Source organism: Waddlia chondrophila WSU 86-1044 (assembly GCF_000092785.1).
Taxonomy (GTDB): domain Bacteria; phylum Chlamydiota; class Chlamydiia; order Chlamydiales; family Waddliaceae; genus Waddlia; species Waddlia chondrophila.
Genome location: NC_014225.1, coordinates 1,371,599 through 1,392,473, shown reverse-complemented (window position 1 = coordinate 1,392,473; position 20,875 = coordinate 1,371,599). Strand labels below are relative to the sequence as shown.

The following is a 20,875-nucleotide window of genomic DNA, read 5'->3' as shown; positions in this document are numbered from 1 at the left end:
TTGATTCATTAGAATAAACTTTTCATAACGCATAACCTGGAGTTTGATATGAGACGATTTTGTTTATTAATTTCTACAGTTGTTATTCCCTTTATTCAATTTCAGCCTCTCACTGCAAATGATCATGATGTTGAGCTGATTGATTTTGTCAATGTGAGACAGTTGTCCAAGGAGATGTTTCAAGAGATCATGATGGGTAAGGTTTCAAACATCGCGATCGAATTTTCCGAGGGGGATCTTTTTCCTTTAGATCTGTTTTTAGATGGGGATCTTGTGACGTTGCTCAAACCTGAAGGAGTAAATCATCAGGTGCAATTCAATCGTACGGTATTAATGAGGATCAAAGACGGACAGCTACTCTTCAGCACCGATCTGCATTCTTGGAGACCTTTTAGAGGTTTCGTCACAGGAAAGATTCAGGCCGGAGTTAATCTAGATGATGAGATCGGGCCAGTCATTTCATTTGGCGTTGAAGTGAACGAAAAAAACAACTAATTCAAACCCCTGATTGCGTCCTAATCCCCTGACAAACGCTGTTGATGAACGGCAGATTTTTGTCCGGGGATTAGGACGCAATCAGGGGTCAAAGCGCTTGAAAGCCAAAATCCTTTTTCAAAGAGCGTTGCAGCGCACTTTTGTGCGCGCAGCGTTCAATTAACACATCCAGCAATTCTGAATAGAGTAGTTTTGGCTCGGTTCGATCCCAAAGGTAAAAAGACAGCGAACCAGGGATAGGATTTGCTTCATTGAAATAAAGAGTTTCCGTTGACGTGTCTAACATAAAGTCAAATCGGCACACTCCGGAACAGCTAAGCTCTTTAAATGCCTTTAAAGCGTGATTAATCACTCCCTGTTTGATTTTTAAATCCAGGTCTTGCGGATCGATCATCCGTGTCAGTCCAGCCATTCCTTGGCTTGAGCCGCCGGTGCTTTTGGCTCCTCCCTTGAGATACTTATCTTCATAACTGAGAGCTTCTTGACTGGCAATCGGGATCTCTACAGCTGATGAGCGTGGAGGGTCTCCTTCAAGTACAGAAACATTGATTTCCAAAAGATTGTCGAGATACGGTTCGATGATGGCAGCAGAGTCGTAGAGAAACACTTTTGCCAGCGCCCGATCTAGTGAATTTTTGTCCGTCGCCTTAGCAATGCCGATGCTTGAGCCAAGATGGTTCGGTTTAATAAACAGAGGATATCTCAATGTGTCTAGGATTTTTTTTCTGACAGCGGCAAGATCGCTAACCGCTTCCTGCTTATCAACGACGACATGAGGAAGGCACGGAATGTTTAAAGCTTGTAATAGAAGTTTCGTATGCGATTTGCTCATCGTTAAAGCAGAAGAAAGCACTCGTGAACCTGTGTAAGGTAGACCGGCAAGCTCCAAAAGCCCTTGGACGCAGCCATCTTCTCCGTATTGTCCGTGAAAGCAAAGGAGGCACCGATCGACAGGGTAGGTGCGGTTTAAAGCAAGATCTTTAAAACCTCCTATAGAGGGATCTGGTAAAAGTGTAATCTCTGTCAGATCGGAGTAAGCTGCAGGAAGTTTTCTGTAAAAACTTCTTTCAAGCAAGGGATCGCCTGTATACCATTTTCCGTTTAATGCAAAATAGACAGGAAGGATTTTGTATTTTTTCGGATTCAACGCTAAGATCGCCTGCAGGCCTGTGATGACAGAGATTTCATGTTCGATTGATCGCCCTCCGAAAAGCACTGCTAAATCGAGCATTAAAAACTCTCCTTATGTTCATAAAGATCGGGAAGGTCATTTTCGATCAGGACGGCGTCGCCTTTTTCCATGACGGCTGCCAATTTCTCAAACGCTTCGGAACGGTGCTCGGCTGTGATGATTTGACTTTGTGTAAATCCGCCTGCGATTAAGCCTAAAGATAAACTTTCACGATTTGTTTTGCCAACCAGGATTGCCAGATCGCATACTTTCGCCGCTTGATAACCCACTTTGTGATGCATGTTAAGGTTTTGTTCTGCTAGTTCGATCATCCCTGGAGTCATCAAAATCCGTTTCCGCGCAGGCATTTGATGCAGTACATGAAGGGCTGAGAGAAAGCCTTCCGGATTGGAGTTGTAAGCGTCGTGAATATAGGTCCTTTCTTCATCTCTTGAGATTTGCAAGCGGTTGTTCACAGGAATCAATGTAGATAGCGCAGCAGCTGCAAAATCGGGTTGAGCGCCCAGTGCGCAGGCCATGGCAAACGCGCCGGCACAGTTGGATAGAGAGGTGTTCCCATACAAAGAAGTGATGCCTTCAAAAGATTTTCCTTCCCATTCGATACGGAACCGCGTTCCTTCTTTGGTCAATTCAAGAGGAGTAATCCAGCAATCTAGATCTCTTTTACTATTATCCAATCCGTAAAGAAGAGTGGTTTGTTTTTTAAATTCCGCTGAGATTTGCCGAGTTCCCGGATTATCTCCATTGCAGATGAGAATGCCTTCTTCAGGTATTGCCTGTGCCAGTTCTGATTTTGCTTGGTAAATGGTCTTCTGGTCGCCAAACCTGTCTAGATGCGCAAGTCCAATTCCGGTGATGATTCCGGCATGAGGAGGAGTCAGCCCGCAAAGCCTCCTGATCGATCCCGTTCCGTAAGCTGCCATTTCAATCACAGCGTATTTTGTCAATGGCTCCAGCCGCTCCCTGATCGATCGAGTGATCCCCATGTCTGTATTGATCCCTTTTGAGGGCCAAAAAGTTGATCCCAGAGTGATTTGCAGCAGCTGTCCTAGCGCATCTTTTGTGCTTGTTTTTCCATAGCTTCCGGTGATCCCGATGACATAAGGATCAATCTTTTTGAGCTTCTGTTTTGCTCCTTTGATCAAAATTTTTTGCCGGCGGGATTCATCATAAGAGAGAAGATAAAGAGAAGCGATTAAAAGAAAGGGAAGCGATTGGAAAATAAGAAGTTGGCCAAAAAAGGAAGCCAGGTAAAAAGCTGAAAGAATTTGAAGAGGCAGATATAGGATAAAAGCTATGGCGGCGATCCGTTTGGCGCGGGGGGTGAGTTGAAGCTTTAATTTCCCTTCTCTCAATGGGTTGTTTTCTAAAAAGGTGATGAGCAAGAGTAAAAATGCGCACACTTCCAAGCTCCATTTGGAGGGCAGGATAGCGCTTAAAAGAGCGATTGCAGTTCCTTTTTTATCATAAGCCTGCTCTTTCCATAGCCATTCAACAAACCGTTTGGGTAAATAAGCATCTTGCTGTAGGAAGCGGAGGTAGCGGAATAGCCGTTTTGTTGAAAAGAGAAGACAGCTGATAAAAAATAGCCAAAAAGAAGGAATAGATGTCAAATTTGAATATAGGGATAGGTTCATAGACTCTCTCGCAAGAAGTCGAGGATATAATCTGCCATCAGATGAGCGCCGACATCATTGCAAAGGTAGTGATCGTGATGGGGAAAAATACACAGCTTGCTGCCGGCAATTAGGCGATGCATCCTTTCGCCGATTTCCAAAGGGGTTTCCATGTCTTTCCTTCCCCATAGTAGTAGAGTGGGACATTGAATGCTTTTGATTTTAGAAGAGATGTCCTCGTTTACCGATTTCACAAGAATTGGACGCATTGCTCCTGCGTTTTGATAGTCGCTCGATCCAAAGCGGGGAGTAAAAACATCGTTGAAAATTGTTTTCCCAAAGGCTCTGTCATAAGCTTTCACGAAGCGAGCACTAGTTCGGATCCCGAGCCTTCGCAATTTCTTTGCCAGTGAAAGTTTGGGTTTCAATCCGGAAGGAGCCATAAGGATCAGGCGGTCGATTTTTTCAGGATACTTTTCAGCAAAGCAAAGAGCAATCTTGCCTCCGAAGGAGTGTCCAAGGAAAGAAGCTTTTTCAATGTTGTTTTCAGTCATGTATGAGGCTAGATGATTCGCGTAATCATCTGCGCTCCAAACGGCTGGAGGGGGCGGCGACCGGCCAAATCCAGGCAGGTCAAATAGTATCGGAGATGCGCTGCAGGTCAATAGAGCGGCAAGCGTTTCGAGATTTTGATGTGTTTGTCCCCAACCGTGCAGACAAAGCATGGGGCTGCCAGATCCTTTGACTTGCCTGCTCCACATGGTTTTTGTCCGCTTTATACCAAGTTTTGGTTTAAAAGGCTTTCCAACTGCCTAAGAGGCGATGTCTGTTGATTTTGCATGCCTTCAACTGGAAGGTAAAATGTTTGTTCAAGCACAAATTGTCCAGAGAGGACTGCGTGAGGAACTTGGTCTGTGTATACCATCCAGGTCGATCCCGCAGGCAGTTGCACGACCTGTTGTGGGCAGGTATTTTGATACGATTGATCTTTTTTCATTGAATCATGGATGTTTAGCATGTAGTGATCGTAGGGGGATCGAAGGGATTTTGTGATCCCCACCCATTTCATCAACGGAAAAATCGGAGTAAAAGGTTTTTTCACCCGAGGAGCCATTTGTCTGATCACATCCTCGAAAGGTTCGCCGACTTTCCAAACTCTGGGAATTTGGGATGGGTTGATGTTGGCGAACACGCGTAAGATACGGCTTCCTCTGACTGGGCTGGAAGGAAAGGCGTCCACATGCAATAGCGTGTCGTCTTTGCGGCTGCTTGTCTGTCTCCCTTCTGCTTCTACAGGACGGTAGCTGGTCCTTCCCATTTCAATATGATCGATATAAGTGGGGAAAACTTTTTGGATCAGCTTGCGGCTTGTTTCAGCATAGCGTTTGATCATCTGGCGCAGTCGTTCGCCAGCTTCTCCGGAAAGCTGCAAACCGCTTAGAGAATCAGTTTGGATTTGATAGCTGATGTTTTTTGTTCCCGGCTTCAGAACTTCTGGTGTAAGAAATTCTTTTTCCTGCTCTTCAAGGCCGAATTTTAAATGGGGATACAATAAAATCGACCCATTTTCAAGTTTTTGGATAGAACGTTCTTTAATTGTTTCAGGGATGTTTTGGTCAAGAGTTTCCAAATCAATGGTTTCTACGATATTCATGGGAGTCTACCCTTAATAATAATATTGCCATAGAATTTATCAAATGAGCACTTGATATGTCAATGCCGAATTAGTGACACTCTCTAACCTGTGATTGCGTCCTAATCTGTGGCCAATCATCTACAGCTGAAGGTTATCTTTCGATAAATTTCTCCTCCATCTGTAGCGCTTGGCCACAGATTAGGACGCAATCGCAGGTCTAAAAAGCGTTGTTTATTATTAAAATTATTATTATAATGTATTTTAAGAAATCTATCCGTCTATTCATATTTGGATAGGTTCAAGGGAAGGAGGTGAACATGGCAAGCATTGGCCCAAGAGACTTGTTTAGTGTAGGTTTTTCCGAACCCGTTAAGATTAGAAGTTCTGAACTTGATAAGTATGTCTCTGCTTTTCGGGAATTAACCAACCAGGTTCGTAGCGAAATCGCAGAAACAAAGGGAGTTTCTACGGATTCTGTCGATGAGAACAGCATTCTTTTATCAACGATGGTTTCCCAGAAAGAGGGAGGGGTTGGGAGGCTGGTTTTAGAAAATTGCAGCAACATGAATAACATCCTGTCTGCATGTCAAGAAAAGCAGGCAAAAATTGATCAGAAGACGTTGGCGCGTTTGGATGCTTTGCTTAACGCAGCGTTGGATGAAAAACTTCAGGTTATTTATAAAGAGCAGGAGATCAATGTAGATACCGGACAAAAACAAGAACTGATGATCTTAAGCCACTTTGCAACGGGTGAGGCTCCTCAGCTAAAAAGTCTTGAAGTGATGTTTGGAGTTGGAAATCCTGAGTCTTCAACAACGGTGACAAGCGCTCAATTTTCGGAAAATTATAAAGATAAGCTTAAGGTTTTGCAAGGGCTTTGGGTTAATTCACCAACGCAGGATGTGGAGGAATTCGGTTTGAAAGGTGAAATAGAAGAGCCTAAGATTATCGGACTGAAAGACAATCCTGAGGGCAGTGCTGATGATGAAGGGGAAAGGGATCGGCTGGATGCAAAGGAAAATTCTGTGAATAGGTCGAGAATTGAAGATGATGCGAAAAAAAGGCTGCATGAAGAAGAGGAAAGGAAAAATCGGCAGAATGATGCAAAAGATCGAATGATTGAGCGCAATCAATGACCTATCCGTCTATTGCTGAGAAGGCACGTTTCCATAAACGGTAGTTTTCTTCGCCGTTTTGAAGGGAGGGGGTAACCTCTTCGCTTTCTTCGTTTAACGAAAGGATCTCTTCGCAGGATTCCCAAAACCCAACGTTCAAACCTGCAAGATATCCGGCGCCGCGGGATGTGAGATCGGTGTCTTTTGATCTAATCACCGAGATGCTCAACTGATCTGCCAAAAACTGCATCAGGAAATTTGACTTAGTGACTCCGCCGTCAACTTTAAGTTTGGAAACAGGGCGGCTCATCTCCTCAAAAACATCACGTGTCTGGTAGGCCATCGCCTCAAGCGCTGCACGCGCGATTTGCGCCCTGCCAGATCCTTGCGTCAGACCGCTGATTATTCCTCGCGCTTCAGGATTCCATTGAGGGGCTCCCAGACCAGCCATTGCAGGGATTAAATAGACGCCGCCATTATCGGGGATGGATGAAGCTAGTTGATCGGCTTCTTGCGGAGATTTGATGATTTGCAGTTTGTTCTTAAGCCACTCAAGAGTGGCACCCGCCATGAAAATCGACCCTTCGGTTGCGTAACACATTTCTCTCTGGCCATTGTATGCCAATGTTGCCAGAAGTCCTTTTGGAGTATCGGACAGCTGCTTCCCTTCGTTCATGACGATAAAGATTCCTGTACCGTAAGTGCTTTTTGCTTCACCCGTTTTCCAGCATTTCTGTCCGAACAATGCAGACTGTTGGTCTCCTGCAACGCCGGCGATAGGAATGGAAACTCCTCCGGTTAAGTGAGAATCTGTCATGGCGAATCTGCACGTTTTTACTTTAGGCAGGATCTCTTTGCCGATCTTGAAGAGGTTAAGGAGTTCGTCGTCCCATTGCTTGGAATGAATATTGAATAGCAGGGTGCGGGAAGCGTTTGTCGGATCGGTCACATGTGTTGTTTTTCCACTCAGATTCCAAATGATCCAGCTATCAACGGTTCCAAATTTGGTCGTTGTTGGAATGTTTTTTGCGTGATCGAGAATCCATCGGATTTTTGTAGCAGAAAAATAAGGGTCGAGCACTAATCCAGTTTTTTCTCGAATTCGTGCTTCATGCCCGGCGTTTTTTAACTGTTCGCAAAGAAAAGCGGTCCGACGGCATTGCCAGACAATTGCGTTATAAAGAGGAATGCCTGTTTTTTCGTCCCAAAGAATCGTTGTTTCCCTTTGATTTGTGATTCCAATAGCAGCGATCTCATTCCAGCTCGTTTTAGCTTGTGCCAAGGTTTGATCGGCTAGCGGAAGGGTTGACTCCCAAAGCTGTTTAGGGCAATGCTCAACCCAGCCCGGTTTGGGAAAGATTTGTTCAATGTTTTTTGTACTTTTAGCAACGGCTTGTCCCTGCTTGTCGTACAAACAAACTTTGATTCCGGTTGTGCCTTGGTCAAGAGTCATAATGTACTTCATTTCTGTATGATCCATTTTTAGGAGTTTTTTCTCTAGAAAAGTTTTTGATTTTAATTTAAAGGTAATGTTTTTATTTAATTAAAAATGTTGATACAATGAGAGTATCTGAATATTTCAATCCATTTTCCAGTCAATTTCCAAATACCGTCCAGCATTTCAAAAACCTGGGATTTTGGTCAAAAGCTGCTGTGGTTGGATTGACCGCATTAGCTGGAACCGTTTCTTTTTTTGCTTTGGGGATTGGCGGAGTTGCCATGTTCCGGTTCACGGTAAAAGTCTTTAGCGGCGGCGAGCTTCCGAAAGAAGCGGCAAAAGTTGATGAGGTGCGTGAAAGGGTGTTGGCTCCTGAGACACCTGAAGAAGAACGAGACAGTTTGGCGGATTCTCAAAAAATTAAGGTAAATAATAAGACACAGCATGATCTTGAGGATGGATCTACAGGCATTTACTTGAAAATAGCAAAAAGGTTATTGGAGGCTTCGCCCGATCAAGTTAACGCTGATTTAATCGATGAAATTCCTGTTGAAAGAGAGGAAGATTACGATATTGAGTCTCATGAATCTGGTGAATTTGGACTGAAGCGATGGAAATTCGATGAGAAGGAGGGTTTTTCATACGGAAAACCCCCTTATTCAGGAACAGTCAATCAATTCAAAGAAATGATAGCGAAAGCTGCTCAAGATTTACCTAAGCCGACAGCTTTAATTATTAAAAGTGTATTTAAGACAGCTCTTGTTGTGATCCGTCCATCCGGAGAATTTTGGTTGTTTGGTTCGTGTGGCAGTGATGGAACCTATGTCAGGAAATTTAGCAGCGAAGATCAGTTTGTGAAAAAACTTGGAGATTTTTTTCCATTTGTCGATTTGGAAGGGGATCAGCAGGATTCACTACCGATCAATTTTTTTAATGCTTATGCTTTCGTAGAAAACAAAATGCCTGAAGAAGAACAAGACAGTTTGGCCGCTTTTTCGAGAATTGAGGCAAATATAACACAGTATGATCCTTTACTTGACAATGCGGGTAAATCTGCATGCACATGCATTTGTTTGAAAGCAGCAGAAATGTTGTTAGAGGCTTCGCCCGATCAAGTTAACGCTGGTCTAATCGATGATATTCTTGTCGAAGGAGTGGCAGATTACAATCGTTTCAAAGTTGGAGGGGTTGTTGAACACACTTCGGTTGAAAATTATGAACTCAATACATTTGAGTTGAAGCGCTTGGAATTTCGCGACGTAGACAATCCATTTTCAGCCGAAGGAAATCCTTATGCAGGAACTTTGGATAGCTTTGCAAAAATGATGGAAAAAGCTTCTGATTCTAAAGATCTGCCTAAACCTGTTGCTTTAGTGATGACAAAATCTAATATGACAATTACTATTGTGATTCGCCCAGACGGAAAGTACTGGTTGTTTGACCCTCATGGCACAAATGGTAAAGGGGCTTATATCGAGAGCTGCAACACGGATGAATTAATCAAAAAAATCAAAGAAATTTTCCCGAAAACTAGCTATCCTGGTATGACTGAAGATGAGAACCTTGGATTCAATAGCTTCGAAGCTTATGCTGTTCGCAGAAGTTAAAAAATGATCATTCTTGTCGTTCTAACCATTTGGATTTGGACATTTCCTCTACAAACGTCAGTGCGGTACTCATTGTCGCTTGCGTGTTGCTTTCCTTCCCTGTGGGTTCAATCTTTAAGCGCATGGCAAGCAGGGTTTGAGCACCGAACAAAGCTTTTGCATCAACCTGATCTCTTGCAGCTATCCACATAGCAAGATAAAAGTCTAAGTGGTATTCTATCCTGTCTTCTTCTCTTAATTTGTCTTCTCCTTTCCGAGGCTGTAAGTACTTATCTTCTTGCGCATTCATTATTTCTGCAATTTTCTGTAACCTTTCTTCTATCGGCCTTTTTGGGTTGGTTAAATCGTTGATCACTTGCTTCGATATTTCTTGAAATTCTTTGTCGTCAATAAGCCTTAGAATGAATTGATTGTGTCTATCGGATTTTGCCTTCCAGATATTATTATATGCTTCACTCAGCATTTTTTTAAGAGAAGGAGTTTTTTTGGCAAGAAAGTAGGAGGATAGAGGGGTTGTGTTGTCCATAATCTTACGTGTCTCTTCACCATCTACTGTAGCAAATACTAGAAGGAGCTGGGAAAGAGCATTGTTCTCTTCGGACAGTGGATCTAAATCCATTGGAGTATACGCCAGTTCGACTAATTGGCCCACTTTGTAGCTGCTTAAGTAGTGTTCGGAAGCGATGATCGCTGCAGCGTAAATGTCTGATAGATCGGCTTTCGGAATGTTTTCTCCCCCGTGTCTTTGAAACAGGGTTAACATCATCTTATGTAGATCTTTAAGCGCGCTTTTTTGATCACTTTCTGGATTGATGAGTTTTGTGATTGCAATACCTGCGTTTTCCTGAAATGTGGGGTTGCGAATGAGTGATGAGATAAAAGCTTTTCTTGGGTCTTTTTTTGTGCCAAGGTGAATCTTCAAGGAAAACTGTTTTAAACGGTTTTTTTCCTCTTTTCCTTCCACCACATGCAAAAGCAGTTCTGAATGTTGAAAAGTTGATTTGTCTTGCTCCATGATTTTTTGAGCGCGTTCTGATTTTGGGAATATCCAAATAAATAGGCGAGTAAGTAGTTTTTTTTCTGAATGAGATACGATTTTGTGATAATCCCGTAAACAACGCAGTCCTTTTTCCAATTTCGATAATCTTTGAAGAGAATCGATGTTTTTATTTTCTTTTAATGCTGTATGTATTTTATTGATTAAATCAGATAAATTCTTGCTTTCGGTCGCTTTCTTGGCGTATTGATAACATTCAAGCAATTCTTTTTTGTTTGTTGCGAAAATCAACGGCTGAAGGCTTGAATTCAATCTATCTAAACTTAAAGACATGATTAAAACCTGTTTTTATTTTATTTCTTAATTATATAATAATTTTTGTAAATATTTTTTCAATAAAAATGTTTATGCTTGTTTTATACCGATTCTTGAAGTTGGTTCGGTATATATTAAGAACTTTTGTTGATTAGAATTCATGAATCTATCCGCATAAAAAGGAAGAAAAGATGCCAAATTTGAATATACGGATAGGTTCATGCTTTAAGTGAAAATCCCTTTGCCCGAAATTTACTTAAATTTATATGATCTGAATCTAATCCTGAATCCTAAGGTCTGTTCATGCGAACTTTTCACTTTTTAATCGTTTTGTGTATTTCCTCAATCCTTCATTTATCCGCAGTAGAAGAGGGGGACGAACGGCAATTGCTTCCAGATATTTCCTATCTGGTTGCCGATTTGAAATTTAATGATCAACAAGGGGTGCAAATCTGTGAGGTTCAACAAGGGAGAGGCTCTCGTTTTATAGGATATGACTTTGCACATGAAGGGACGGGGTTGATTGTGCGCAATTTGGCAGAAGCTTTGAAAGAGTATCACAATCGAGGTTGGTTCTTAAAAAATGACCTTTGCGATCCACTGACTGCAGGGGCATTAACGGCAATTGGATGGAGAGGATTTGAGACGATTGAAGAGTTGATCAATGATCCGGAGTTTCAGTTGGTTGCTAGTTTGAATCATGAAAAGGCGGTATCGATTTCTGATTTTGGCGGCATTCTCTTTGCCAGGCACAGTTCTCTCAATCCTTTTGCACAATTTAAAGAAAAGTACCCCAATGTATTGATTATTGATGAAGCCACAAGGAGCTACTGTGGCGATAAACTGAGGATGACCCTGCTTTTTACTAAAGCGGAGCTGGAGCGGTTTAAACCGAGCTGGAACTTATATCCGAAAGAATATTCTCCATCTTTGTGCAATCAAATCATGGAAGAGATCGCTTCGGAATATGTTGTGATCAAGCCTAGAAGGGCGGCGAAGGGAAACGGGGTGATTATTTGCTCTTCATCCGAACTAGATGAAACTTTGGACTATATTCTCAATGGTGGAGAAAATCTTTTTGACGATCCAGATCCCTCTTATCGGTATTGGGCGTACGACCAAAGCGGCTCTTTTATTGTCGAGGCTTATGCGTTATCTAATCCAACGCCGGTTGAGCATTTGGATAACCGTTTGTTTGATCCGACAATGCGCGTGGTGTATTTATTAGCTCACAGTGACGACACAATCCATTTGCGTTTTCTTGGGAGTTATTGGAAGTTGCCGGAAATGTCGCTGGAGCAGACTGGAAGCTTGAACTGTCTTCATAAATCGTGTGGAAAGATTCCTTATTTCTCTGTTGTAGATCCTGATGTCGATGGAGAAGTTCAAAGACAAATACACGATTGTCTTCACCAGCTCTATGAATCTATGCTCAAAGGGGAGCAAAAGCTTTTACTAGAGAATACTCCTTAAGTAGTCGGCCTTGAAAAAGTCCTTGCGGCGCAAAAATGCTCTTTTTACACAAAATTTAGCTTCCCTCCTCGCCCAACTCTCAGGAGTTGAGCTCGTCAGGGAGCTGGTTTTGTGTTTCAAAAATAGCAATTTTTTCGCTCGCAAGTACAGGTTCTCTTGGGAAAAATTGCAAGGTTTCACCATGTTCCTAGTAAAATTCTTGCGATTTCCATCATTTTCTGTTCTCAGGAGAGATGCAATTTTTCCCTCGGAGCCTTTACTTCTTCAAGACCGACTAAGTAACCTGCAGTTTTTGAACGTTTGCAAGCTGCCAATCCTTCGGGACTGCCTGCAAAGATCAGATCTCCGCCTGAAGCGCCGGCTCCCGGACCGAGATCGGCAACATAATCAGCATTCTTAATGAAGTCGAGATGATGCTCGATGACGATAGCCGTGTTTCCCTTGTCGACAAGAGTGTGCAAGACTTTCAAAAGTTTCTGGATATCGTCTTGATGCAGTCCTGTCGTGGGTTCGTCAAGAAGATAGAGCGTTTTGCCTGTTGAACGTTTTGCGAGTTCTCTTGAGAGTTTGATCCGTTGAGCTTCACCGCCGGAAAGAGAGGCCATTTCCTGGCCAAGCCGAAGGTATCCAAGACCGACAGAAATCAGAGTGTCTAAAATCCTTGCAATGCGGGGGTGGTTTTCAAAGACGATTCTAGCATCCTCTACAGTCATTTCCAGGTATTGCCCTAGATTTTTTCCTTTATACATCACTTCCAAACTTAAAGGATTCAGCCGCAAACCGTGGCACTGGTCGCATTGGATCCTTACAGGAGGAAGAAAGTGCATTTCCACTTTTTTATATCCCATTCCCCAGCAATTAGAGCACATTCCTTTGCGATGATTGTAACTGAAGTGGCGCGGCATCAACCCTTTGGCTTTAGCAGCGGGAAGAGCGGCGAAAAACTCTCGGATGCGGGTGAGCACATCGACATAAGTGCAGACATCGGATCTAGAGGTGTGTCCAATGGGATTTTGATCAATAACGATCAGTTTGTCAAAATGATCGATCCCTTTCACAGCTCCTATTTTAGGGAATTCGACAACGTTGTGAGTCAATAAACCCTGTTCTACCGCAGGCTGAATGACTTTTTGCAAGAGTGTGGATTTTCCTGATCCGGAAACTCCTGTCAAACAGGACAATGTTCCTATAGGGATTTCCAAAGAGAGATTTTTCAGGTTGTGCGCGCAGGCATTTTTAATTGATAACCAGCCTTTTTTTGGTGTGCGTCTTTTTTGCGGAAGCGGTATCGCCTCTTTTCCGCTAAGGTATTTTCCCGATAAAGAGTGTTTGTTGCGCAAGATCTGCTTATAGGTTCCTTGGGCAATGATATGCCCTCCATGTTCACCGGATTTAGGGCCGAAGTCTAGAATATAATCGGCAATCTGAATTGTTTGCGGATCGTGCTCTACCATCAGTAAAGTGTTCCCCAATGTTTTCAGCTGGGATAGGGCATGATTCAGTTGGTCATTGTCGTAAGGGTGGAGGCCAATCGTTGGCTCGTCCAAAACATATAGCACGCCGGTGAGACCGCTGCCAAGCTGCCTTGCCAAACGGATGCGCTGAGTCTCCCCTCCTGAAAGGGTAGGCGCTTTACGGTTAAGAGAGAGATAACCCAGGCCCACTTCGTTAAGAAAACGCAGCCGATGATTCAGCTGTGTGAACACTTCTTCCATTAATTGACTTTCGGCGGCGGAAATGTTGATTTTTTTGATGAATAAAAGAGTTTGATCAATCGGAAGGGCGCAAAAGTCACTGATTGAAAGTTCATTAATTGTCACATTTCGTGCCAGAGGATTCAATCGGCTTCCTTTGCAGGACATACAGGTCATCTCGTCTAAAAGAGGGATGAGAGGAGAGCGAAGGTCTGATTTTCCGCTTTTACCCGCTTTGGCTAAGACGTGATTGATTCCGATCCAGCGAAAACGGAATCCATAAGGGCTATCATACCAGACATCATCCGGAGACCCGTTGAAAATTAAATGCAGCTGCTTTTCGCTCAGCTCATTCAGGGGAGAGTACGGGTCGATGTTTTCCTGTTTGAGAATGATTTCCAAGTGATGGGCTGCCTCCAGGTTTCCTTTTTCCTGCCATAGAGTATTGAGAAGATGAATCGTTGAAAACAGCATCAACTCTTTTTGCCTGGCCAGGTTTGCGCCGTATTGAATCCCGAGCCCTGTGCAGTCGTGGCACATCCCTTCTTGGGTATTGAAGGCAAAGCTGTGAGGGGTGATTTCAGGATAGGATTTTCCGGTGCTGGGAACGGCAAAGGCTAAATTGAAGGCAATGTCTTTGTCTTTTCTGACGATGATCAGTTTTTTTTGACCGATGTTGGAAGCTGTTTCAATCGCTTCGAAAAGGCGGTGGCGAATTGAGGAATTGATGACCAATCTGTCGATAACAAGAAGCAGGCTGTTTTTTCGTTTCTTGTCGAATGCTTGCAGCAAAGCACTGTCTTCCAATGGAAAATAGTGGTCGTTTAGCCTAACTCTCACAAAGCCTTGCTTTTGATGCCGCTCAACGATATCTTCGAATTTTTCGTTTTTTCTAAGCTCGATAGGTGCAAGGACCTGGATTTTCTCTCCCTCATTCCAGCTCATGACTTGATCGACAACATACTCTTTGCTGATTGAGCGGATTTTTTCTCCTGTCTCCGGACAGTGGGGAACGCCTATCCTGGCCCAAAGTACGCGCAGATAATCATAGATTTCAGTCATCGTACCTATGGTTGATCGAGGGTTTCCTGCATGCGCTTTTTGCTCGATTGCGATAGCTGGTGAAAGCCCTTCAACTTTTCCGACTTTAGGTTTTGGAGATTGTTTGACGAATTGCCTGGCATAAGGGGAAAGGGATTCAATATAACGGCGCTGGCCTTCCGCGTACACGGTATCGAAGGCGAGGGAACTTTTTCCCGATCCGGAAGGGCCTGTACAGACGGTAAGCTTTTCTCTGGGAATTTTTACGGAAACGCGTTTTAGGTTGTTTTGTTCAGCGCTTTCGATTGTGATTGAATGAATGGCTGCTGCCTCCCGCTCTTTTCGCTTTTTGCCCGATTCTTTAGCTTTTTTCAGCGCGGAGGAAACTTGCTCTTTTCTTTTCGGATGGAGGGCTGCATAGACGGCAACTCCTGTTGGAGTGGGGAGCTTGGCGATTTTTTGAGGAGGTCCGCTGGCAACGACTTTCCCTCCGCCGGCCCCTCCTTCCGGACCGATGTCGATGATCCAGTCGGCAGTTTTGACGATATCCATATTATGTTCGATAACCAGTACGGTATTGCCTTTGTCAACGAGAGCGTGCAGAACTTCAAGAAGCTGCTTGATATCGTGAAAATGAAGGCCAGTGGTTGGCTCATCAAGGATGTAAAAGGTGTTGCCGGTAGAGGGACGGGAAAGCTCTTTTGCCAGCTTAATCCTTTGTGCTTCCCCTCCGGACAAGGTTGTTGAAGACTGCCCTAGCTTGATGTATTCCATTCCCACTTGCTTAAGTGTTTGCAGCTTCTTTTTAATCGAGGGGATGTTTTGAAAGTGTTCCAACGCTTCTCCCACTTCCATTTCAAGAATGTCGTAAATCGTTTTCCCTTTAAAATAGACCGATAAGGTTTCCGGATCGAATCGGCGTCCACGGCATTCTCCGCATTCGATCCAGGCATCTTCCATAAAATCCATATCGATTTTAACCATCCCCATGCCTCCGCACTGGGTGCACGATCCCTCTTTAACGTTAAAGCTGAATCTGCCCGGCTTGTATCCTCGTGCCAGGCTTTCAGGAAGCTGCGTAAACAGATCCCTGATCTCATCAAAGACCTTAATGTAGGTTGCAGGGTTAGAACGGGGGTTGCGGCCGATTGGTGATTGATCGATTGCGATCACTTTATCAATTTCCTCAATCCCTTCAATCTTTTGATGAGCTCCGACGGGATGCTCGGCCTGATGGAGATGATTGGCAAGAGCCGGATAAAGCGTTTCTGTGATTAAGGAGGATTTTCCCGATCCGGAAACACCAGTAACTGCGATCATGACTCCAAGAGGGAATTTGACATTGATGTTTTTCAGGTTGTGATGATTGGCGCCTTTGATTGAGATAGAAGCATCTGAAGGTTTTCTTGTTTTGGCTGGCACCTGAATTTCTAACTCGCCCGAGAGATATTTAGCAGTCAAAGAGCGCTTGCATTCCAAAAGCTCTTTATGCGTGCCATTAACGAGAACTTCTCCCCCCCTGTCTCCGGCTCCCGGGCCGATATCGACAATTCTGTCCGCTTCCCATAATGTTTCTTCGTCATGTTCGACGACGATGACCGTGTTTCCGATATCGCGCAGGTGTTTGAGCGTGCGGATGAGCCGCAAATTGTCCCTGGGATGGAGGCCGATCGAAGGCTCGTCCAAAATGTATGTGACTCCGACGAGCCCGCATCCGATTTGGGAAGCGAGCCTTACACGCTGTGCTTCACCTCCGGAAAGAGTAGGCGCTGTCCTTTCGAGAGTCAAATAATGAAGGCCGACTTCGATGAGGAAATGGAGCCGCTCTTGAATTTCTTTGAGCAGTTCGTCTGCGATTAAAAGTTCTTGCTTTGAAAGGGAGAGTGTTTCGAAAAAAGCGGCGCATTCGCGGATTGTCATCGCATTGATTTCTGAAATCTTTTTTCCTTTTAACAAGGTGGCAGCTGGGTAGGGTTTAAGTCTTTCTCCCCGGCATTCAGGGCAGACCTGCTCTTTAAGCAGCTTCTGCATTTTTTTTCTGTAGCTTTCACTTTTTGCTTCCGTATACCTTTGATGCGCCTCGTGCAGAACCCCGCGCCAGCGGATGTGATCCATCCATATAATACCTGTCACGGGGTGAACGAAACGCATGCGCGTCCACTTTTTTTTCGTGCCGTAAAGAAAAACGTTTTTTGCCTCATCGGGCAATGTCTTCCAAGGGGCCGTCACATCAAATCCGTATAGCTCAGCTAAGTTGTCGTAGATGTTGCCAAATTTGACAGTTTGATAAGAACTTGCGACAGAGCAGCAATCTTCACTAATGCTGAGATCAGGATTGATCACCTTGTCCAGGTCGAATTCAACGATCTGTCCAAGGCCATGGCATCGGCTGCACATTCCATGGGGACTGTTGAAGGAAAAGTCGTGCGGTTCAAGGGAGGAGTAGGAGAGGCCTGACTTCGGAGAAAAAGCGTGCATAGAGAAAAGTGTTTCTTCTTCGGTTTTTGCGTCTAAAACACTGCAAATTCCTTCTCCGAGGTTGAGCGCGGCTGTCAGAGATTCCGCGATGCGGGAGTGATTTGATTCGTTCACTTCAATCCTGTCGATCACCACATCGATATCGTGGGCAACGTTTCCATCCAAAGTGATTTCGTCCGAAAGATTCACAATCTCCCCGTCGACCCGTGCGCGCATAAATCCTTTGCGCAAAAGTTCTTGGAAGTCTTCTTTAAATTCTCCCTTTTTTCCTTTTGCGAAAGGGGAGAGGATGATCAACCGCGTTTTCTCAGGCAGGCCCTGCACTGTTTTGATGATCCGTTCCCTGCTCTGAGGGGAAACGCGCTCGCCGCTGACCGGACAATGAGGATCGCCGATTCTTGCGTATAAAACGCGAAGGTAGTCGTGCACTTCCGTGAGAGTTCCTACGGTGGAGCGGGGATTTTTTCCTGCGGTTTTCTGTTCGATGGAAATAGTCGGTGAAATCCCGGAGGCGCTTTCCATTTCCGGCTTGGCCATTTCTCCAAGTTGACGCCTGGCAAATGTAGAAAGTGACTCAACATATCTTCTTTGTCCCTCTGTGTAAATCGTATCGAAGGCTAGCGAGGATTTTCCCGATCCGGAAACCCCAGAGAAAACGATCAGCTCATTTGCGTCGAGCTCCAGATCGACGGATTTTAAGTTATGGATGCGAACCTTTTTTAAAATTATTTTACGATTAATCACTTTGTTTTTTTCTCTTGATATAGATATTGTTTAAGAAAAATGATAATCTAATGATGTTTATCCCGCAAACCGGAGGAATGGGACAAATGATGAAACTTCGACGCATTCTTTGTACGAGTTTTTTGCTCGCGGCTCCATTGATGGCAGATATTCACATGCTGGAATTAAATGACGGAAACCGGTTCCTCGTTTCAATCGCTGAAGAGGAGATCTCTTTGAGCAATGGATGGAAGACTTTCTCTGTTCTTCCGGATGCGCTGCTTGATGTTCATTTTGATGGCGGGTTGTATGGAACTGTGTGCGATCGCGATGGAAACAAATCGGAGTTGGATTTCTCTTTTATCAATGGTAATCATCTGAAAGTAAAAGTGTTGCGATCTTCTCAAACATTCGACATTCCTTGGAGCGAAGTGAGTGCGATTCGCAAGCAGGAGGCTGCAACTGATGAAGTGAAAGAAGATGAGGAGAAAATTTCTTATCTTCAGCATAGTCTTGAAGGGAAATATCGTGAGATTTCGGAAGCCCTCAAAAATCAGAAGGAGGTGCAGCAAGACCTTTTGAGTAAGATGACTTCTCTTGAGAAAGAAAAAGAGGCATTGGAATCCGAGCTTGCCGAGCTTAAGCATTTCCATAGCGAGAATGAAGAGCAATTATCTGCGCAAGTGGAGATGCTGCTTTCCGAAATGGGATCAGCCAAAATGCACATTGAGAATTTGAGTGGTGAATTGCTGCTTGCACAGAGCAGGACTGACAAAAAAGAGGTTGAACTCCAGCAATTGCAGCAATCCCTTGTCGAAGCGAAAGCAGATGCTTTCGAAGCGGAAAAGTTGCTTTCAGGACTTACTTCTCAACTGGAAATTTTTGTTGCTAAGCATGAATTACTTGCAAATGATCAAGCAGAGCTTGGATCTTTGATCCGTACGTTGAAAAGAGAACTGGATTTGAAAGAGGGAGAGATTGTTGCGTTTAACGAGAAAGTGTTCGAGCTTGAAAGAGAGAACAAGGCAGTTCAAGAGATGCTATCGAAGAGTCAGAATGAGTTGGAAGAGAAAAGTATTCAGATCGACGGTTTGATTCAAACTCAGGAAAATGATGATGCAATAAAGAAAGCTTTTCAAGAAGAGAATGCAATACTTAGCGATGCGCTTACAAGAGTTGAGGTGGAAGCAGGCGAGGCTTTTGGGAAAGTCATCGAGTTAAAAGACCAGTTGGCCAAAGCGGAAAAAAAGAGCGAAGATTTCAAAAAGAAAATGGATCAATTTTTTCCGGAGTATGATAGGGAAAAAGAGAGAGGACAACAGCTGCAAGCGCAGTTAGCACAGCTGGAAAGTGCGCTGCGCATCGTTGAAGCTAAAGAGAACAGGCTAACCCAGGAAAATCAGCAGCTTCTCAGGGAAAAAGAGAATTTATCTCGTTTGCTGGAAAAAGAGCAGAGCCGGCTTAAAGAACTGAGGGATCTCGCTTCCCGTTTTAGCCAAAGTTTGCAGCCGCAAAAATCAACATCTGAGGGTTTAGAAAAATCCCAATTAGAACTAGGAGCCGATCCTTTGATTAAGCAGCACTATCTCCCTGAAAAGTTGATTTCGTTTAAAGGGATTCATATTGTTGCAGCTGGAGAAAATCTTAATAATATTTCAATGAAATATTTCAACACTCCGCACCGGTGGAGCGATATTTACGAAGCAAACCAGGATGTGATTACCGATATGAATAGGCTTCAGGTAGGCACTCCATTGGTGATTCCCAACTTGAGAAATTAGATGAGTAGAATAGCATATCTTATCGCATCTTCATTTTTTGCATCGGCCTTCTTAGCAGCAGAGCATCCTGCTTGCAATCATCAACGCTCTGCTTTTCATTATTCGAAAGAGCTTGGATTAAGCGGACAGCTTCGCATTGTGGAAGATATCGTCATTCTTAAAGATGGTACCTTGCTTCAAGGAGAGATCGGGGAATTACCGGTTTTAAAGTTTCCACTTGGAAAAATTCACTTGCCTGTGGAGCAGGTAGAAGCGTTCATTTCAGATAAGGGCGGCTTATTTAAACTGCGGACGAGAAAGAATGAACTCTATATTGGAAATGTTGAGCAAAAGCATCTTTTTTTTAAAGGGTCGCGCACTGTGATCGATTTGGGAGAAGTTGACGTTGTTTTATTTAAGCCAAGAGATTTAGTAGATTCGCTTTCCGATCAGATGCTTGCTGTAGGCGAGGATTTTGACTTGAATGCATTGAACGAGATACCGGATGATCTTGATGAAGAAAATGAAATCGAATTTATCTCTTTAAGTAAGGAAGTGAAGCCGGTTGACGAGGCCAAGGGGTTGCTTGCATTGAGAAGATGTCAAAAATGTTCTTTGAAACCGGCTCCCGATCGCGTGCCGTATATTGACTTTCCTATAAAGGATGCGCCGGAGGAAGAAGAAAAAGAAGGGGTTATAGAGGTTCCAGAGCTGCAAGATCCTCCCGAGAATCCAGTCGTTCGTGTCAATGCTTGCAAGATTCAAACGGAATCGGTTCCCCGTGTCTATGATGGGCTTGTGTATGTGGATGCTGCACGCGTTGGCGAGACAGGATTTTATATCAGGCCTAAAAAAGTAACCAATCGCGAGTATAAACAATTTGTTGATGCGATCAATTACCGCACGCCCATTCACTGGCTAGGAGGGGCGATTCCATCCGGTATGGAAGACGATCCGGTTGTGAATGTCACCTATCGAGATGCTTTCCTCTATTCAGTGTGGGCGGGAAAAAGACTCCCTTCTCAAGAAGATTTGAGTATTGCTACTGAGTTAAATGTTATTTTAACAGACAAGGGCGATCAATCAGCGGAGTGGACCGCAACGCCGACTATGCAGTCGGTGAAATCTCCTCAGAGCAGCGATTCGGTTAAAATAGGCCAGTCATTTTTTCCTTCTCACGAAGTGTTCAGCCGCAACCGCATCATTTCCATGAATAATGATGATGCAAACAGTTGCACAGGTTTTCGCACGGCTCTTGATGCTCATTAAACTGTACTAGTACCCAACCATGCGGA

At 43.9% G+C, this 20,875-nt stretch carries 13 protein-coding genes; 6 read left to right on the top strand and 7 right to left on the bottom strand.

Annotated features, from left to right (window positions below; genetic code table 11):
* Window positions 1-48: 48 nt before the first annotated feature.
* On the top strand, window positions 49-495 hold the full coding sequence (locus WCW_RS06295; protein ID WP_013182364.1) for a hypothetical protein: 447 nt from the start codon (window positions 49-51) through the stop codon (window positions 493-495).
* Between the two features lie 88 nt (window positions 496-583).
* Here WCW_RS06295 and WCW_RS06290 read toward each other — a convergent pair whose 3' ends face one another.
* Genes WCW_RS06290 through WCW_RS06275 form a run of 4 tightly spaced genes read right to left on the bottom strand, consistent with a single transcriptional unit; the run spans window position 584 to window position 4,957 of the window.
* On the bottom strand, window positions 584-1,726 hold the full coding sequence (locus tag WCW_RS06290) for a D-alanine--D-alanine ligase (protein ID WP_013182363.1): 1,143 nt from the start codon (window positions 1,724-1,726) through the stop codon (window positions 584-586).
* On the bottom strand, window positions 1,726-3,324 hold the full coding sequence (locus WCW_RS06285; protein ID WP_013182362.1) for a Mur ligase family protein: 1,599 nt from the start codon (window positions 3,322-3,324) through the stop codon (window positions 1,726-1,728). The genes WCW_RS06290 and WCW_RS06285 overlap by 1 nt, the downstream gene beginning before the upstream one ends.
* Window positions 3,321-4,064 carry an alpha/beta fold hydrolase gene (locus tag WCW_RS06280; RefSeq protein WP_041941561.1) on the bottom strand — a complete coding sequence of 248 codons (744 nt, stop codon included), beginning with the start codon at window positions 4,062-4,064 and terminating at the stop codon, window positions 3,321-3,323. Before WCW_RS06280 ends, WCW_RS06285 begins: the two co-directional genes overlap by 4 nt.
* Before the next feature lie 14 nt (window positions 4,065-4,078).
* Window positions 4,079-4,957, bottom strand: coding sequence for a Kdo hydroxylase KdoO (locus WCW_RS06275; RefSeq protein WP_013182360.1), 879 nt, complete (start codon window positions 4,955-4,957; stop codon window positions 4,079-4,081).
* Window positions 4,958-5,256: 299 nt separating this feature from the next.
* Between WCW_RS06275 and WCW_RS06270 the strand changes: the two genes are divergently transcribed.
* Window positions 5,257-6,075 carry a hypothetical protein gene (locus WCW_RS06270; protein ID WP_013182359.1) on the top strand — a complete coding sequence of 273 codons (819 nt, stop codon included), beginning with the start codon at window positions 5,257-5,259 and terminating at the stop codon, window positions 6,073-6,075.
* 1 nt (window position 6,076) lies between these two features.
* On the opposite strand, the gene glpK is transcribed toward WCW_RS06270, so the two are convergent.
* Entirely contained in the window at window positions 6,077-7,519 is a 1,443-nt protein-coding gene (gene glpK / locus WCW_RS06265) for a glycerol kinase GlpK (RefSeq protein WP_041941851.1), read from the bottom strand.
* A 95-nt stretch (window positions 7,520-7,614) separates the two neighbouring features.
* Between glpK and WCW_RS06260 the strand changes: the two genes are divergently transcribed.
* A complete protein-coding gene (locus WCW_RS06260) occupies window positions 7,615-9,099 on the top strand; it encodes a hypothetical protein (RefSeq protein ID WP_013182357.1) in 1,485 nt (494 codons plus the stop codon).
* A 7-nt stretch (window positions 9,100-9,106) separates the two neighbouring features.
* On the opposite strand, the gene WCW_RS06255 is transcribed toward WCW_RS06260, so the two are convergent.
* A complete protein-coding gene (locus tag WCW_RS06255; RefSeq protein ID WP_013182356.1) occupies window positions 9,107-10,429 on the bottom strand; it encodes a hypothetical protein in 1,323 nt (440 codons plus the stop codon).
* Window positions 10,430-10,714: 285 nt separating this feature from the next.
* Here WCW_RS06255 and WCW_RS06250 point away from each other — a divergent pair, with 285 nt between their 5' ends.
* A complete protein-coding gene (locus WCW_RS06250) occupies window positions 10,715-11,884 on the top strand; it encodes an ATP-grasp domain-containing protein (RefSeq protein WP_013182355.1) in 1,170 nt (389 codons plus the stop codon).
* A 224-nt stretch (window positions 11,885-12,108) separates the two neighbouring features.
* Here the strand turns inward: WCW_RS06250 and uvrA are convergent, their stop codons facing one another.
* On the bottom strand, window positions 12,109-17,841 hold the full coding sequence (gene uvrA, locus WCW_RS06245) for an excinuclease ABC subunit UvrA (RefSeq protein WP_013182354.1): 5,733 nt from the start codon (window positions 17,839-17,841) through the stop codon (window positions 12,109-12,111).
* Window positions 17,842-17,891: 50 nt separating this feature from the next.
* Between uvrA and WCW_RS06240 the strand changes: the two genes are divergently transcribed.
* Complete coding sequence (locus WCW_RS06240; RefSeq protein WP_041941560.1) at window positions 17,892-19,601, top strand: hypothetical protein; 1,710 nt, start codon at window positions 17,892-17,894, stop codon at window positions 19,599-19,601.
* Window positions 19,602-20,849, top strand: a complete 1,248-nt coding sequence (locus tag WCW_RS06235) for an SUMF1/EgtB/PvdO family nonheme iron enzyme (protein WP_013182352.1) — start codon at window positions 19,602-19,604, stop codon at window positions 20,847-20,849. It abuts the gene before it with no gap.
* Window positions 20,850-20,875 lie beyond the last annotated feature (26 nt).

Bases quoted from the DNA above. Each gene is read 5' to 3' on its own strand.
- WCW_RS06235 (WP_013182352.1), top strand. From the start codon at position 19,602: ATGAGTAGAATAGCATATCTTATCGCATCTTCATTTTTTGCATCGGCC.
- WCW_RS06240 (WP_041941560.1), top strand. From the start codon at position 17,892: ATGATGTTTATCCCGCAAACCGGAGGAATGGGACAAATGATGAAACTT.
- WCW_RS06280 (WP_041941561.1), bottom strand. From the start codon at position 4,064: ATGTGGAGCAGGCAAGTCAAAGGATCTGGCAGCCCCATGCTTTGTCTG.
- WCW_RS06255 (WP_013182356.1), bottom strand. From the start codon at position 10,429: ATGTCTTTAAGTTTAGATAGATTGAATTCAAGCCTTCAGCCGTTGATT.
- WCW_RS06275 (WP_013182360.1), bottom strand. From the start codon at position 4,957: ATGAATATCGTAGAAACCATTGATTTGGAAACTCTTGACCAAAACATC.
- WCW_RS06260 (WP_013182357.1), top strand. From the start codon at position 7,615: ATGAGAGTATCTGAATATTTCAATCCATTTTCCAGTCAATTTCCAAAT.
- WCW_RS06250 (WP_013182355.1), top strand. From the start codon at position 10,715: ATGCGAACTTTTCACTTTTTAATCGTTTTGTGTATTTCCTCAATCCTT.
- WCW_RS06270 (WP_013182359.1), top strand. From the start codon at position 5,257: ATGGCAAGCATTGGCCCAAGAGACTTGTTTAGTGTAGGTTTTTCCGAA.
- WCW_RS06295 (WP_013182364.1), top strand. From the start codon at position 49: ATGAGACGATTTTGTTTATTAATTTCTACAGTTGTTATTCCCTTTATT.
- glpK (WP_041941851.1), bottom strand. From the start codon at position 7,519: ATGAAGTACATTATGACTCTTGACCAAGGCACAACCGGAATCAAAGTT.
- WCW_RS06290 (WP_013182363.1), bottom strand. From the start codon at position 1,726: ATGCTCGATTTAGCAGTGCTTTTCGGAGGGCGATCAATCGAACATGAA.
- WCW_RS06285 (WP_013182362.1), bottom strand. From the start codon at position 3,324: ATGAACCTATCCCTATATTCAAATTTGACATCTATTCCTTCTTTTTGG.